5 protein-coding genes are annotated in these 16,182 nt (G+C 64.9%); 1 reads left to right on the forward strand and 4 read right to left on the reverse strand.

Translation table 11 applies throughout. The features are described 5' to 3' along the window. The 4 genes from QOC69_RS28415 to QOC69_RS28430 all read right to left on the reverse strand — a co-directional run. Window positions 1–520 (reverse strand): AMP-binding protein (locus QOC69_RS28415; protein WP_526445864.1); only part of this gene is annotated, 520 nt, incomplete at its 3' end. 55 nt (window positions 521–575) lie between these two features. Next, window positions 576–1,688 carry an acyltransferase PE gene (gene pe, locus QOC69_RS28420; protein WP_526445865.1) on the reverse strand — a complete coding sequence of 371 codons (1,113 nt, stop codon included), beginning with the start codon at window positions 1,686–1,688 and terminating at the stop codon, window positions 576–578. A 57-nt stretch (window positions 1,689–1,745) separates the two neighbouring features. Next, window positions 1,746–4,745, reverse strand: coding sequence for an MMPL/RND family transporter (locus QOC69_RS28425; protein ID WP_526445866.1), 3,000 nt, complete (start codon window positions 4,743–4,745; stop codon window positions 1,746–1,748). 33 nt (window positions 4,746–4,778) lie between these two features. After that, window positions 4,779–6,200, reverse strand: a complete 1,422-nt coding sequence (locus QOC69_RS28430; RefSeq protein ID WP_526445867.1) for a condensation domain-containing protein — start codon at window positions 6,198–6,200, stop codon at window positions 4,779–4,781. A 231-nt stretch (window positions 6,201–6,431) separates the two neighbouring features. On the opposite strand from QOC69_RS28430, the gene QOC69_RS28435 reads away from it, so the two are divergent. After that, a partial coding sequence (locus QOC69_RS28435) for an SDR family NAD(P)-dependent oxidoreductase (RefSeq protein ID WP_526445868.1) occupies window positions 6,432–16,182 on the forward strand: 9,751 nt, incomplete at its 3' end.

Here is a 16,182-nt window from a genome sequence, read left to right on the forward strand (position 1 = left end):
TGTACTGCAAATACGCGATGCTGGGCACATCAGCCGTCTCGATGCTTGGTCCGAGCTCGGCGTCCAGATTCATCGAATCGATTTCGACGATCTTCGGAACAGCGTCCAGGCGTGCTTGATCAACATATTCGCCGACATCGCCAGCGACCGCCGAGGTGGTGAGCACGACCGCGGGCGACGTGTCGGCAAAGATCGCGCCCACACGCTCGTGACTCGAGCCGCGATGCGGTAGCGGGAGCGGCACCGCGATCAGCCCAGCCTGCATGGATCCCAGGAAAGCCAGAATGTAGTCAAGGCTCTGCGGAGCCAGGATCACGGCCCGGTCTCCGACCGACGCATGAAGGCTGAGCTCGCGTGCCACGTTCATCGTGCGGTGGGACAGTTGCGCCCACGTGAGACTCTCGGCAACACCCGCCGGGTCGAGGGCGTAGTCGGTGAAGGTGAATGCCACGTCATTGGGCCGGAGGCTGGCCCGCCCGTGCAGCAACGAGAGAATGGATGACTGGGGCTTCGGCGTCATAAGCGTCACATCACGTCCGTACTAACTCGTCGAATCGGTCGGCTTGGCGTCGTCGTCAGCCCGCGCCGTGAGGGTTCAGCATGGACGTGACCCCGTTGACCAGCGTCGAAATGGGATCGCCACCGCCGCCGAACGTCGCATCGTTGGCCGGCGCCGTGACCTTCGCCGGGTCGAAGCCGCGCACCGGGTCCACCTGCACCGGTGCGGTCGCCGGATCGTCGTTTCGTGAATAGCCCGCATTCACCCTGGGCAGCAATATCGCATCGAGCTGATTCAGCGTGTCCTCCGGGTACCCGAGGTACTTGAAGGGCAGCACCAGGGGAAGGTGCTGCTCGGGGATCATGTACGTCGTCGTCGTCGCACCCTTTGAGTTGACCGTCGTGATGATGTTCTGCGGCGGCACATTGCTCGGGTTGGTGAACGCAATCGCGGTGTGACCGGTGGCTAGGCCGGCGATCGAGTTGGCGAGGGCGAACAGGTTGTCCGGCCGGTCGGGGAAGTCGGCGATGCTGTCGTAGGCGGAGACGAACTGGTCGGTGTGGTACTGGCTCTCCACCGGAGCTGGGATTCGGTAGTCCATCGCGGGCACGACGCTGCCGACGGGGAACATCTGGGTCAGGAAACTCTCCCCGAAGGGGGACTTCGCGAGGGGGTCGCCGAACGTCGCGAAGCTCAGTTGATCGGGCGGCGGAGCGGTCGGATCGTTGGCCAGCCGTGCCTTCACGGCGTTGAGCACTAGCGCTCCCTCGGACAGCCCCATTGCCCGCCCGGGGCCACCGTTGCGGATGGCGGTATCGAGGTTGACCTCTCCCTCGTCGACCGACTCGCCGATGCTGGGGCCGTCCAAACCGATGCCGGGATAGATCTCCTCCCCCACCCGGCCGATGCCGGGGAACAGGCGCTCCAGGACGTGGCCCTGGATCTGTCCTGCGGGATAGTCGACCTTCTGACGCTTCATACCCGGGAACCAGTCCGCGCCCGTGCGACGGATGTACTCGTCATAGGGAATACCGAGCACGTGGGCGCCGCCCAGGGCGTACGCGGTCCCGGGGTTTGGCGTCCCTGGCGCCGGCTGCCCTGGGGCCAGCGAGTTATCGGCGGTCGCGCTCCCGACGCCGAAACACCCTGTGACGCTGACACAAACCAGCACCGTAAGGAGTTTCTTCATCGCTACTCCTGACCGCTCGGTTTCGTTTCGTAGTTTCACATACATGGCGGGCCTCCGCTAACTCGCCTGCTCGGCCGGTGCCCGTGGCGTCGACGGCCGCATGCCCACTCCTGACGGCCACCAGTTCGCCCGCCCGACCAGCGCGGCGATCGCAGGCACGGTGATGGTGCGCACCACGAAGGTATCCAGCAGGATTCCCACTGCGATCACGAAACCGCCCTGGATCACGATACCGATGCTCGAGAACAAGAGCCCGCCCATCGATGCGGCGAAGATCAGCCCCGCCGCGGTGATCACACCGCCTGTCGAACTCAGAGTGCGGATGATGCCGTAACGCATGCTGTGCGGAGACTCGTCCCGCATTCGCGACACCAAGAGCATGTTGTAGTCGGCTCCGACTGCGACCAGCACCACGAAGGCCAACGGGGGCACGCTCCAATGCAACTCTTGGCCGAGGATGAATTGGAACGCACACACGCCGATGCCGATTGCCGCGAAATAGGAAATCACCACGGAACCAACGAGATAAAGGGGTGCGACGATCGCACGCAGCAGCATCATCAGGGTCAGCAGGACGACGATGAGGGTCGCGACGATGATGAACCGGATGTCGTGCTCGTAGTAGTCGCGTGTGTCCCGCAGCGCGGCGGGGAACCCGCCCATCGAGATCGTGGCGTCGGACAGTGTGGTGTTCGGCTGGGCGCCACGAGCGATGTCACTGATCTCATTGACCTGATCCATCGCCTCGGAGCTGAACGGGTTGAGTTTGGTTTGAACCAGGTACCGCACCGAGTGGCCGTCTGGTGAGATGAACGCCTTGGCGGCCTTCTGGAAATCCGCCAGATTCAGCACTTCGGCCGGAATGTTGAACCCAGCCTGTGAGGGGTCCGCGGCGTTGTTCTTCATCGTCAACAGAAATGCCGATGCCTCGTCGAGTCCGGACGCCACCAGTTTGATCTGATCGATGAGTTGGTCCACTCCGCCCGCCACTTGCTGGCTTCCGCCTGCGAGGCGGTCGGCGTTTTGCTTCAGCTGGGCCAGGCCCGCCTGCGGGCCACCGGGTTTGTCCAGGCCCATGGCGTTGACCGCCTTGGCGACGTTGTTGAGTGCGCTATTGAGCTTGTTCACCGTCGCGTTCAGCGTCTGCCTGTCACCGAAGCCCTGCAACTGGTGCGCGAGGTCGTTGATCTGGTCGAGGTTGCCGCCGTTGCGTGCCGCGACGAGCTGCTCGAACTGGTTTCGCGTGGCGCTGCAGGAGGAATCGACGTCACAGACCGGGTTGCCCTGAAGCGCCGTCAGGACCGGGCCTATCCAGGCGAAAATGTCCTTGCCGGCGGTGAAGTTCACGCCCATGGAGTTGCCGAGCGCGTTGATGCTGTCGACGAGCTTGGCGGCGGTATCGACGTCCCGCACCAGCTTGTCCCCACCGTATTGGGTCCTCATCGAGGTGAACTCACTGACCAGACTCTGGATACTCGGCACGATTTTGTTGATCTGTGCGCGCACGTCACCGAGGCTGTCGGCCAGCGTGTTGGCCCCGGCTGCCAGTCGGTTGAGGTCGCCGGTGCGCTGCCCGATTTGGTTCGAGCCATCGGCCAGCCGGGTGCCGACGAGCCCGGCCTGATACGTGGCCCGAAACTCCGGCGGCACGTCTCCAAGGGGTCGGGTGATGCCGCTGACCAGACCGACGTTGGGCAACTGTGCGACGCGCGAAGCCATCTGCTCCAGATCCGCAAGAGCCCGCGGGGTACGCAGGTCCTGCGGCGACTGAACCAGGATGTATTCGGGAATGGACTGACTGATGGGGAAATGGCGTTCCAGCGCGGCGTACCCGACCGAACTCGGCGCCGACGCCGCCACGACCTTTCGATCGTCGTAGTTGTAATTGGCGAACATCGCGAGGCTGGCCAGGATGGCCAGGACGAGCAAACTGGCAACCAGATGTGCGACCGGCCTGCGCACGATTCGTATGCCGGAACGTCGCCAGAACCGAGTAGTCAGTTCGCGTCTTGGCTTGACCCAGCCGCGCGGCCCGGCGAGTACCAGAATCGCCGGGAGCAGAGTCACTCCGGCCAGGAATGCGACGCCGATGCCAATCGCCGACGAGATTCCGACCGTTTTGAACACTCCCATTTTGGCGAAGCTCAACAGGAGGAAAGTGATCCCCACCGTGGTGGCGGATGCGGTGATCACCTTCCCGATCGAGATCATTGCCGCCTTGACCGCCTGGTCGGAGTCCGCACCGGACCGCATGTAGTCGTGATAACGGCTGATGAGAAAGACCGCGTAGTCCGTTCCTGCGCCGGCCATGATCGCGCTCAGGAAGATGATCGACTGATTCGAGACGCCCGCCCCAGTCAACTGGGAGAAGGCCGCCACCACTGCCTGTGCGATCACCAGGGACGATCCGATCGTCACCAACGGCAGCAGCATCGTGACCACGTTGCGGTAGACCAGCAACAGCACGGCGAGCACCAGGATGGCGATCGCGAGCTCGATCGGTAGGCGATCCCGTTCACCCGCGACGGTGAGGTCCGCGACGGTGGCCGCGGGACCGGTGAGGTGCACTGTCATGGGGCTGCCGGCGACGCTACGTTCGACGATGTCGGCCACTCGGTTGAATGAGTCGAAGGACCGCGGCGTGCCCAACTCGCCCGCGAGGCCGACCGGCAACACCCAGGTCTTCTTGTCCTGACTCGTCAGGAACTGTCGCAGTTGTGGCGTGGCGACGAAGTCCTGCACCGTCACCACGTCTGCTTGGTCATCGTGCAGTGCGTCCACGAGCTTGCGGTAGGTGACCTCGTCGTCGGGTCCCAGCCCGTTCTCGTTGATCAACGCCACCAACAGGAGGTCGTCGTTGCCCGGCTCGTGAAACGCCTTGACCATCTTTGCAGCGGTGACACTCGACGGTGCATCGCTGGGCAAGATGGCGAGCGGATGCTTCTGAGCCATCTCGCCCAGCGACGGGAACGCCAGCGGCAGGGCGGCCGCCATCACGATCCAAACCGCTATCACCGCCCAGGGCCACCGGACCACGAGATCGGCTAGCCGTCTCATATCACCCTCGCCCTCGCCCGGAATCGCTCCACGCTATGCGACGCGTCCCCAGTGCCCACTGTCAGCGACGCGTCCGGACACCGACTTCATCGCCTCCATATAGCGGGTAACCGATTTCTTGGCGACCGGATTGTCTGGATGCATGATCGCCATGGCCGTACCCTCCCCGTACCGGAAGGTGTAGATCGTCAATTGATATGAGAATCGGCCGTCGGGGTAGATTCCGACATTGTTCGCAAGGCCCATGTCGGCCGCTGCGAGGATGGCGTTGAGCGGAGCAGCGCCACCGTGGAAGAAGTTCGACACCGGAAAGTTCGGCTGTGGCCAGTTCAACTCTGGCGCCAACTCCAATACGCGGTAATACGGCACTCTCGCCATGCCCAGACTCGAATCGAAAGAGGCCTGCGCTGCGTATGCGGCATCGTTGAAAGAGGTCGCCGCGATCGGGACGGTGATCGGGATCAAGCCGGTAAACCAACCCTGCGTCATGAAATTGTCGCCGGCCGTGCGGGAATCCCTCGGAGTAAGCCCGTAATACGTGAGAGCACCGGTGAACTCGTGCTCCACCAGGCCGAGACAAGCGAACAAGCCGCCGACGAAGCGCGCGCCGGCCGCCGTGCAGGCTGCTTCGAAGCGTTCCGTTTGTGCCGTGTCCATCACTAGCTCGGAGGTCATCTGACTGGTGGTCGATTTCAGGGGGTTACCCAGCGGAAGCGGGAATTCAGGAAAGCCACCACCGTTGTTCTCCGCGAAGTCAATCCACGCGCGTACATCCGGCGAGTCAACGGTCAGCGCTGACGTGTACTCGCGCTCGCGGACACAAAAATCGTCAAAGCTACCGGCATCGGGCAACGTAAGGGCTTGGCCGCTTCCGCTCATCGCCGAATACATTCCGTTGGCTTCCATCATCGTCGTGCCGATCAACGTCGCATCCCCGTGCACGTGATCCATGGCGGCGAAGAACGTAAAGTCGTTCTCGTTCTGGATTATGCCGAAGGTGAAGCAGCCCCACTCCAACGGATTTGGTATGGCGACGACGTGAGCGCGTATTTCGTCGACCGTCATGTTGCCCTGATCGATCGGCACGAATTCAATGTCAGCCGGATCGTTGATGGCATGCCGGATGAACTGTCCATCACCGGACTGCTCGAACCAACTGCGGAACGTGTCGTGCCGACGTAGGTATGCGTTAACGGCGTGATCCATGGCAGAAACATCGCACTGGCCGGCTATCTCACAGCTAGCGATGATTTGCCGGGAAAAGTTCAGTCCCGCGGCCGCCCGTTCGCAGTAGTTACGAAGATGTTGGTGCTGCATGTAGCTGACCGGCACCGAACTGACCGGCGCTCGTCGCGCCCCTTCCCGAGCCTCGGCTGTCGGATGCCAGGAGGTGACCGAGCCAGGATTCAACGCCCATTCGTCAAGTGCGCCAACCGTGATCTTCCCGATGCGCAATACGTCGTCCTCCCAGATTGGCCGGCCCCGGGTCCGGCAACATTCGTGGCTCAACATACCCTCGGTTACATACCCTCGGTTCGAGGGCAGTCGCCCGGCGCCGGTCGCACCCAGGACAGCGACACCGCGCACGTCAGGTGGACATGCAATAGTGTTCCGTCGAAGTGGATCTTCAGGCGCTACAGGTGTCCTCCGTCACATTCTGACCGCCGATGCAAGGAGCGCAACCGAATGGTTTCCGCCGCACATCCGATCGAGCCGGCCCAGCGATTTGCAATCGTCGGCTATGCAGCGCGTTTCCCGGGCGCCCCGGACGCCGATGCGTTCTGGGACGTGCTGCGCGAGGGCCGGGACGCGATATCAGAGGTGCCCAAGGACCGCTGGGACGTCGACGAATTCTTCGACCCAGAACCCGGTGTGCCCGGCAAGGTCGTAACCCGTCGTGCGGGTTTCGTCGATGACGTGACGGGGTTCGACGCTCCGTTCTTCGGTATGTCGACGCGCGAGGTCAGGATGATGGACCCGCAGCACCGACTCTTGCTGGAGACTGCGTGGCGTGCGGTGGAGCATTCGGGCACCGCGCCAACGGCTTTGGCCAATACCAACACTGGTGTGTTCGTGGGTTTGGCCACCCACGACTATCTGGGAATGGTTTCCGATGAGCTGACTTACAGCGAGATTGAGGCCTACGTGGCCATCGGGACGTCGAATGCCGCAGGAGCGGGGCGAATCAGCTATCGGTTGGGGCTGCAGGGTCCCGCGGTCGCCGTCGACACGGCGTGCAGCTCGTCGCTGGTGGCAATCCATCAGGCGTGCCAAGCGCTGCGCTTGGGAGAATGTGACCTCGCGCTGGCCGGCGGTGCGAACGTCCTGCTCAGCCCGGCGACCATGATCACTTTCTCCCATGCACACATGCTGGCTCCCGACGGTCGATGCAAGACATTCGACGCGGCCGCTGACGGCTATGTGCGCGGCGAGGGTTGCGGCGTGATCGTCATCAAACGGCTCGAGGACGCGATTCGGGACGGTGACCGGATTCGCGCCGTGATCCGGGGTAGCGCGATCAACCAGGACGGCGCATCGGGTGGCTTGACGGTGCCGAACGGCGTTGCCCAGCAACGAGTTATCGGCGATGCGCTGAAGCGCGCCGGCGTCGCACCCAGTGCCGTCGGATACCTGGAAGCACACGGCACCGGGACTTCGCTGGGCGATCCGATCGAGGCTCAGGCCGCCGGTGCGGTGTTCGGCGTTGGCCGCGAGGCGAGCCGGCCGCTGTTGATCGGCTCGGCGAAGACGAACATCGGACACCTGGAAGCAGCCGCGGGTATCGCGGGTGTCATCAAGGTCATCCTGTCGCTCGAGAACGAGTTGTTGCCGCAGCACCTCCACTTTCAGAACCCGTCGCCCCACATTCCCTGGGACCGCCTTGCGGTACAGGTCGTGCAGGAGGCCACCCCCTGGGAGCGCAACGGTCGGCCACGCATTGCGGGCGTCAGCTCGTTCGGATTCGCCGGGACCAACGCGCACGTCATCCTCGAGGAGGCACCCGAGGAAGCAGCCGCTGCGGTCGAGGAGTCCAGGGAGCAGCGGTCGAATGTCGCCGCCGGGGCGGCGCCGCGGCAGGATGTCGCCGCCGGGGCGGCTCCGCGGTTGGATGTCGCCGCCGGGGCGGCTCCGCGGTTCAGCGTTCTTCCGCTCTCTGCGCGGACGCCCGCCGCACTGCTGCAGGTCGCCGATCAATACCGCAGCTGGTTGAGCGCACACCCGGAGGCCACCTTGGCGGACGTGTGCTTTACCGCCGGGGTGAGTCGTGCGCACTTGGAGCACCGGGCCGCGTTGGTGGTCAATTCGAGAGAATCTGCCATCGAGCTACTCGGCGCGCTCGCGGACGACCGGCCGGCACCCGGTCTGGTTCGCGGAGAATCCCATGACACGCCGAAGACGGCGTGGCTGTTCACCGGTCAAGGCAGCCAGTACTCCGGTATGGCCCGGGAGTTGTTCGACACCGAGCCCGTGTTCGCGGAGACGCTGAATCGTTGCGCGGCGGCGGTCGCTGGCGTTCTCGAAAAGCCTTTGCTGGACGTGATTTTCGGTACTGGGGCGACCGAAGCGACGGGAGAAGGTTCCGACGGCCCGGACAGCGAAGAAGCGCTGCGGCAGACCTCCTACGCACAGCCCGCCTTGTTCGCGGTGGAGCTGGGCCTGGCTCGGCTCTGGCAATCTCGGGGCTTCGAACCCGACGTGGTGCTGGGCCACAGCGTCGGGCAGTACTCGGCGGCCTGCGTCGCGGGCGTGTTCAGCCTCGAGGACGGCGCGCTGTTGATGGCCGAGCGCGGCCGCCTCTTCGGCAGCTTGCCTGCGGGTGGTCGGATGGTCGCTGTGTTCGCCGCCGCCGAGCGTGTCGAGAGCGTCGCCGACGAGTTCCCGACTCTGTCGGTTGCGGCCTACAACGGCGCCAACACCGTGCTGTCGGGACCCGCACGGGATCTGGAGAAGGCGGTGGCCGGGCTGGTGGACGATGGTGTCCGGTGTGACTGGCTGGACACCAGCCACGCGTTCCACTCGGCGCTGCTCGACCCGATCCTCGACGGATTCGAGTCGTATGCTGAGCGGTTCAATTTCGCCCCGCCACAACGGATTCTGATTGACAACCGCACCGGTGCCGCGCTCGGCAGGAGCGTGAAACTCGATGGCGCGTACTGGCGCCGTCACGCGCGCCAACCGGTGGAGTTCGCCAAGAGCGTGCACACCCTTGCCGAGATGAACTGCAAGGTATTGCTCGAGATCGGCCCGCAACCGGTGCTCACCGCCGCTGCCCTGCGGGCATGGCCTGACCCGGCCACCGCACCACGGGCGATAGCGTCTCTGCGTCGAAACACCGCCGACCACCGACAGATCACCGAAGCCGTCGCCGACGCGTACGTCTTGGGCCACCTGCCCGCATTCGCCGCATTCCGGCAGTCGCATGCGCGAAAGCTCGACCTGCCCACCTACCCGTTCGAACATCGTCAGTACTGGTTTCGAGACAATCGAGATCCCGCCAACCAACAACAGCCCGTCGCCGCGCGTACCCAGGCCGTCCGCCTTCTCGAGGATGGCCGGATCGAAGAACTCGCGACCCTACTCAACGGTGCGAGCGGCGACCACTACACCCTGAATGTGCTGACCAAGCTTGCGGCACAACACAACCAACAACGGACGACCCAGGCAAAAGCGGACGACCGCTACGAGTTCCGCTGGGAGAAATCCACTGCTCGGAACTCCAGCGCGGAAACCGGCGAGGGATCCGCCTGGATCCTCATCGGCGATGACCCCGACACCGTCCAGCCTCTGGTCGACGTGCTGACTGCACGTGGCGACCGGCATCGGATCGTCGGGTTGCCTGCATCCGACGCGGACGAGGAACAGCTCGCGGTCGCGTTGCGCGCTGCGGCAGCGGACGATCCGACGACACGTATCGTGCATTTCGCCGCCCTCGACTCTGGCGGTGCACCATCGATGCGGTCACTGTTGCGGATGCAACACGAGATCCTGGGCGGAACACGGCGGATCTTCCGTGCCGCGATCGCCGCTGAGTTGCGCAGGCCCATCTGGTTGGTGACCCGCGGCGCGCAACGAGTCACCGACGCGGACACCGTGTCGCCAGATCAGAGTTGCCTGTGGGGATTCGGCCGTGCCGCCGCGCTGGAGGTTCCGCAAGTATGGGGCGGACTGGCCGACTTGTCGGCAGGCACCGGGGCGAGCGAAGCGACGGGAAGAGTCACAGCCGACGAATGGTCACGGTTCGTCAGCCACGTGGTGGCGACGCCACGCGAGTCGGCCTCCAGGGAAGACCAAATCGCGCTGCGCGAACAAGCGGTCTATGTTCCCCGGCTGGTCCGACGGATTGGGCAGCCCAACGCCACGCCGCTGGAACTGCGCGATGGCGCAACGTATTTGGTGACCGGGGGCCTCGGATCCATAGGGCTGGAGATCGCCGGATACCTGGCCGCGCATGGCGCCAAGCACCTGGTGCTGACCAGCCGACGCGCGCCAAGCGATGCCGCGCAACAGCGCATCGACGCACTTGGCGAACAGCACGGCTGCGAATTCCGGATCATCGCTGCCGATGTCGCCGATGCGCATGACGTCGCACGCCTCTTGGCTACCGTCCGGGCCGAGCTACCGCCGTTGGCCGGCATCGTCCACGCCGCGGGGGAGCTTGGCACCACTGCGTTGAGCCACCTCGATGACTCCGAAGTAGATCGCATCTTCGCTGGGAAGGTCTGGGGTGCTTGGCATTTGAGTGAAGCAGCCGCCGACCTGCAGCTGGACTTCTTCATCAGCACCTCTTCGATCGCTTCGGTATGGGGCGGATTCGGTCAGACCGCCTACGGCGCGGCCAACGCTTTCCTCGACGGGCTGGCCTGGCGCCTGCGGGAGCAGGGCATCCCCGGGATCAGCGTCAATTTCGGTCCCTGGTCGGCGGGCATGGCCGATGCGGAGTCGCGTGCGCGACTGGATAAGCGAGGCGTCCGGACATTGTCACCTGCCGATGCACTGGCAGGCCTGGCCGATGTCGTGGCAGCCTCTGGTGCCCAGGGCCCAGCACAGGGAGTCGTGGCCCGGATCGACTGGGCCCGTTTCCTGCCGCTCTACCAGCAGGCGGGGAGACGGGCATTCCTGGCCGAGTTCGAGCGCGAGGTGCCCGAGACGGCGCCGGTCCCAACGGTGTCCGGAAAGAATCCGTTCGTCGAGCGGCTCACCAATGCTCCAGTGCAGCAGCGCAAGAAGCTCATGACGGATTACCTGCGCGACGCGGTGGCAGAGGTGACGCGCGTCGATGCTGCGGAGATCCGCGAAGACGAGGGGTTCTTCGACCTCGGCATGGATTCGCTGATGGCCGTCGAATTGCGGCGCCGCATCGAACAAGGGGTGGGCAAGGAGATCCCGATCACCCTGGTGATGGATCACCCACGGGTGTCCGACGCGGCCAACTACCTGCTCGGCGAGGTGCTCGGGCTCAGCGAGCAGGCTTCCACCAAACCTCAGCCCGCGTCAGTGGCGACAACGCCCGCAGACGAACCCATCGCGATCGTCGCGGTGTCGTGCCGTTTCCCCGGCGCGCCCGACCCCGAGGCTTTCTGGGACGTACTCGCTGGCGGTGTCGACGCGATCCGGGAAGTCCCTGAGGACCGATTCGACATCGACGAGTTCTACGACCCCGATCCAGAGGCTCGGGGCAAGACCTACACGCGCTTCGGCGGATTCCTGGACGGAATCGATGGATTCGATCCTGAATTCTTCGGCATCTCCCCCCGCGAGGCTGTCTGGATCGAGCCGCAGCAGCGATTGACGCTCGAAACGGCATGGGAGGGCCTCGAAAGGGCTGGATACTCGCCAGCCGCCTTGCGCGGAAGCCAAACCGGCATCTTCATGGGAGTCGCCGCCAACGAGTATGCCCATCTGCTGTCGTCGGAGTCGATCGACAAAATCGAGCCGTACTTCATCACTGGCAACGCGCTCAACGCCATTTCCGGTCGGGTTGCCTTCGCGCTGGGACTCGAAGGACCGGCGATGGCGGTCGACACCGCCTGCAGCTCGGCGTTGGTGGCCGTCCATCAGGCCTGCCAGGCTTTGCACTCCGGTGACTGCGACTTGGCGTTGGCCGGCGGTGTGAACGTCTTGCTGAGTCCGGTGACGGTCGTAGCCGCCTCACGCGCCAGGATGCTTTCGCCAGCGGGGCGATGCAAGACGTTCGACGCGTCCGCGGACGGCTACGTGCGCAGTGAAGGCTGCGGAATCCTCGTGCTCAAGAGGCTGAGCGACGCGGTGCGCGATGGCGATCGGGTCTGCGCGGTCATTCCCAGCAGCGCGGTCAACCAGGATGGCGCATCCAGTGGTTTGACGGTTCCCAATGGTGGTGCACAGCAACGGCTTATCGGGACGGCGCTGGCTCGCGCCGGTCTGGCAGGCGGGGATGTCGACTACCTCGAGGCGCACGGGACGGGCACCCCGCTGGGCGATCCGATCGAGGTGCAGGCCGCCGCGGCCGCCTACGGCGGGTCGCGTGACGCGGACCGCCCGTTGCTGATGGGATCGGTGAAATCCAATATCGGTCACACGGAGTCGGCATCTGGCGCAGCAGGTCTGATCAAAGTCGTGTTGTCAATGCAGCACGAAATGCTGCCGCAAAGCCTGCACTTCGACAATCCGTCGCCGCACATTCCGTGGGACTCACTGCCGGTGCGGGTCGTGGACAAGGCGATTCCGTGGCAGGCCAACGGCAGGCCGCGACGCGCAGGCGTGAGTTCCTTCGGATTCACCGGCACCAACGCGCACGTGCTGATCGAGGAGGCGCCCCCGCAACCCTCGATCACCGATGAGGAATCGGCAGACTCGGCTGACGACGTCGCGGTCACCACCGAGCTGGACGCTGACACGCAGCCTGCCGTCAACGTACTGGCGCTGTCCGCGCGGTCACCGGATGCACTGGTGGCGTTGGCGCAACGCTACGACAACTGGTTGACCGCCCACCCGGATGTCGACCTCGCCGACGTATGCCTCACCGCTGGGGCAGGCCGTTCGCACTTCGAACATCGCGCCGCGCTGGTCGTCGATTCGGTCGAGGGTGCGCGTCAGGGCCTGGCCGAGCTGGCCGAGAACCGCCTGCGACCGGGTGTCGTACGTGGTGAGCACACGAATCGCCCGACGACGACGTGGTTGTTCACCGGGCAGGGCAGTCAGCATCCGGGCATGGCGCGTGAGTTGTTCGAAACGGAGCCGGTCTTCGCCGAGACCGTGACGGCCTGCGCGGACGCGATCGAGGGCATGCTGCCGCGCCCGTTGCTGGAGGTGATGTTCGCCACCGATCGCAGAGTGCCGGAGGACGCCCAAGAAACACTGCGGCACACGTCGTTTGCGCAACCGGCTCTATTCGCCGTCGAGATGGGCCTGGCCCGTCTGTGGCAGTCGTGGGGCATCGAGCCCGACGTGGTGTTGGGACACAGCGTTGGCCAGTATGCAGCGGCATGTGTGGCCGGAGTCTTCAGCCTCGAGGATGGCGCACGGCTGATGGCCGAGCGCGGCCGGCTGTTCGGCAGCTTGCCCGAAGGTGGACGAATGGTGGCGGTTTTCACCGACGCCAAGCACGTCGAGGAGATCGCCGGCGAGTTCCCGCGAGTATCCATCGGCGCCTACAACGGACCCAACACCGTTTTGTCGGGTCCTGGTGAGGATCTGGAACAGGTAGTCGCCAAGTTCGACGACGAGGGGATCCGCTGCACCTGGCTGGACACCAGCCACGCCTTCCACTCGGAATTACTGGATCCGGTGCTCGACGAATTCGAGTCGTACGCAGCGCAGTTGCAGTTCGCCGTCCCGACGTTGCCGCTGGTCTGCAACCGCACCGGCGCGGTGCTCACGGCCCAAACCCCGCTCGACGCGGGGTACTGGCGGCGGCATTCCCGCCAGCCGGTGCAGTTCGCCGAAAGTGTGCGCACCGTGGCGGGGCTGGGATGCACGGTGTTGATGGAGCTCGGTCCGCAACCAGTTCTGACCGGGGCTGCGGTGCAGGTCTGGCCGGAGCACTTGGCCGCGCCGCGGGCGATCGTCTCGCTGCGTAAAGGCGTTGGAGACCGGCGCCAGATCGCCGACGCGCTGGCGGCGGCCTACGTCGGCGGCCACCGGCCCAATTTCGCCAGTCTGCATCGTGGGCCAGGTCGCAGACTCGAATTGCCCACCTATCCGTTCCAGCGCCGCCGCTTCTGGCCCAAGACGTCCGGCATCGCCGGCTCCGATGGTTACGGTTCCGCTGTTTCAGGGATTCTCGGTAGCGCAAAGGACCTTGCCTCGGGCGACTCCGTCTACACCAGCAGGTTGTCCGTCAAGTCGCAGCCATGGCTGTCCGATCACGTCATCTACGGCACCGTGGTCGTTCCCGGGGCGACGTATGCGGCGATGGCCCTGGCCGCCGTTGGTCTGCCGGCCGGAGTGAAGGACGTCTTCTTCTACGAGCCGATCATCTTGCCCGAGAAGAGTTCTCGCGAGGTGCAACTGACATTGCATCCACTGGAGAACGGCACCAGTTCGACTTTCAAGGTGCACAGCCGCCCGTACGGTGAACGCGGCGCCGAATGGTCGTTGAACGCCGAAGGCACCATCGTCACCGGTGTCTCCGACATCATCGACGAACCGGTCTCCGAGCAGGCGGAGCCCGTCGACGCGGCAATCGAGCGACTGAACCGCATGCGTCCGCAGGATCTGTTCGAGACCTTCGCCGACTTGGAACTGGCATGGGGGCCAACCTGGTCTGGTTCGCTGAAGTCGCTGTGGCTCGGTGAGGGTGAGGCGATCGGTGACATCGTCGTCGGCGAAGAACTCACCGAACATCTCGGAACCGAGCCGATGCATCCGGTGCTGATGGACCTGTGCACCGGAGTCGCCTTCCCGGCGTTCCCGGCACTACTCGCGGCCGAACAGGGCGTGAACGATCTGTACTTGCCGTTGCGGTACGGGCAAGTGACGCTGCGCGAGAAGATGCCTCGGCGGTTCTATTGCCGGGCGAGGTGGCACGCAGGCGCCCTCGACAGCGAAACCCAGGTCTTCGACCTCGATTTCGTCGACCGGGATGGCCGCCAGCTGGGTGGAATTCGCGAGTTCACGGTCAAGCGCGCGCCTCGCGAGGCGTTGTTACGCGGGCTCGGCGGCGATGTCACCCGACTGCTGTACACCCTTGGCTGGCACGAGGTGCCACCGCCGGCGCCGAGCGAAGGCGCCGAGAACGCGAACGGCACCTGGTTGATCGCCAATTTCGATGCGTTGGCCGACATGGTGCCTGGCTGCATTCCCTTCGACCGGACCACAGATCCAGCGCTGCTCGGACAGTTGTTGGCACAGGCGCACCATCGCGGCATGGGGTTCTCCGGCGTCGTCTGGCGCAGTACCGGGCCGAGCGCAGGTGAAGGAGCCGGCTCGGAAGGCGGGGACCCCCGACTCGAGACCGAGCTCGCCAACCTGCTGAGCGCCGTGCACACCGTGCAGGGCGGCTCACAAAGCGGCAGCGTGAAACTTCCGAATGGTCTCTGGATCGTCACCGAGCAGGCCGTGGCATGCGAATCCGGCGAGCCGGTCGACCCGGTGCAGGCTGCGCTGTGGGGGTTCGGTCGCACCGCGATCAACGAGGAGCCGGCGCTGCACTGCCGACTCGTCGATTGCGACGGATCGCCGGAGGCCGTGCACGCACTGGCCAATTTGATCGCCGCACCGGACCCATCCCTCCAAGAACCGGAACTCGCACTGCGCCAAGGCAAGCTGTTGGCCTCGCGGTTGCTGCCATGGGCGCGCAGCGGTCATCTCACGGTGCCGCGCGGCGGCGATTACGTCTTGGCGCCCACCGAACGCGGCGCGATCGACAACCTGCGGCTGACCGAGACGGACGTGCCGCTGCCGGCTGCGGGCTACGTACAGGTCCGGGTGGAAGCCGCGGGTCTCAACTTCCGCGACGTGCTCAACGTGCTCGGGCTCTACCCGGGTGATCCCGGACCGATCGGCGGGGACTTCGCCGGCGTCGTCACACAGTTGGGTGACGGCGTCACCGGACTCGAAGTCGGCCAGCGCGTCTACGGTTTCATGCAGGGCGCCTTCTCCAGCCGGTTCAACGTGCCGGTCCAGTTGCTGGCGCCCATTCCCGACGGGGTGAGCGCGGTGGATGCGGCCACCATTCCCGCCGCGGCGCTCACGGTCCGACTCGCATTCGACTGGGCGCAGTTGCGACCCGGTGACCGCGTGCTCATCCACGCCGCCAGCGGCGGCGTCGGCCTGGCAGCGATCCAAATGGCACAGCAGTGCGGTGCAACGGTCTTCGCGACGGCCAGCACCTTCAAACGCGCGACACTGCGTCAAATGGGTGTGGAGTACGTCTACGACTCGCGCACAACGGATTTCGCTGACCAGATCCTGGCCGATACCGACGGCGCCGGCGTCGACGTGGTGCTCAACAGCC

This window comes from Mycobacterium sp. (assembly GCF_032162105.1).
In the GTDB taxonomy this organism is placed as follows: Bacteria; Actinomycetota; Actinomycetes; order Mycobacteriales; family Mycobacteriaceae; genus Mycobacterium.

Coding starts and splice junctions, on each gene's coding strand:
- pe (WP_526445865.1), bottom strand. CDS start 1,688: ATGAAGAAACTCCTTACGGTGCTGGTTTGTGTCAGCGTCACAGGGTGT.
- QOC69_RS28425 (WP_526445866.1), bottom strand. CDS start 4,745: ATGAGACGGCTAGCCGATCTCGTGGTCCGGTGGCCCTGGGCGGTGATA.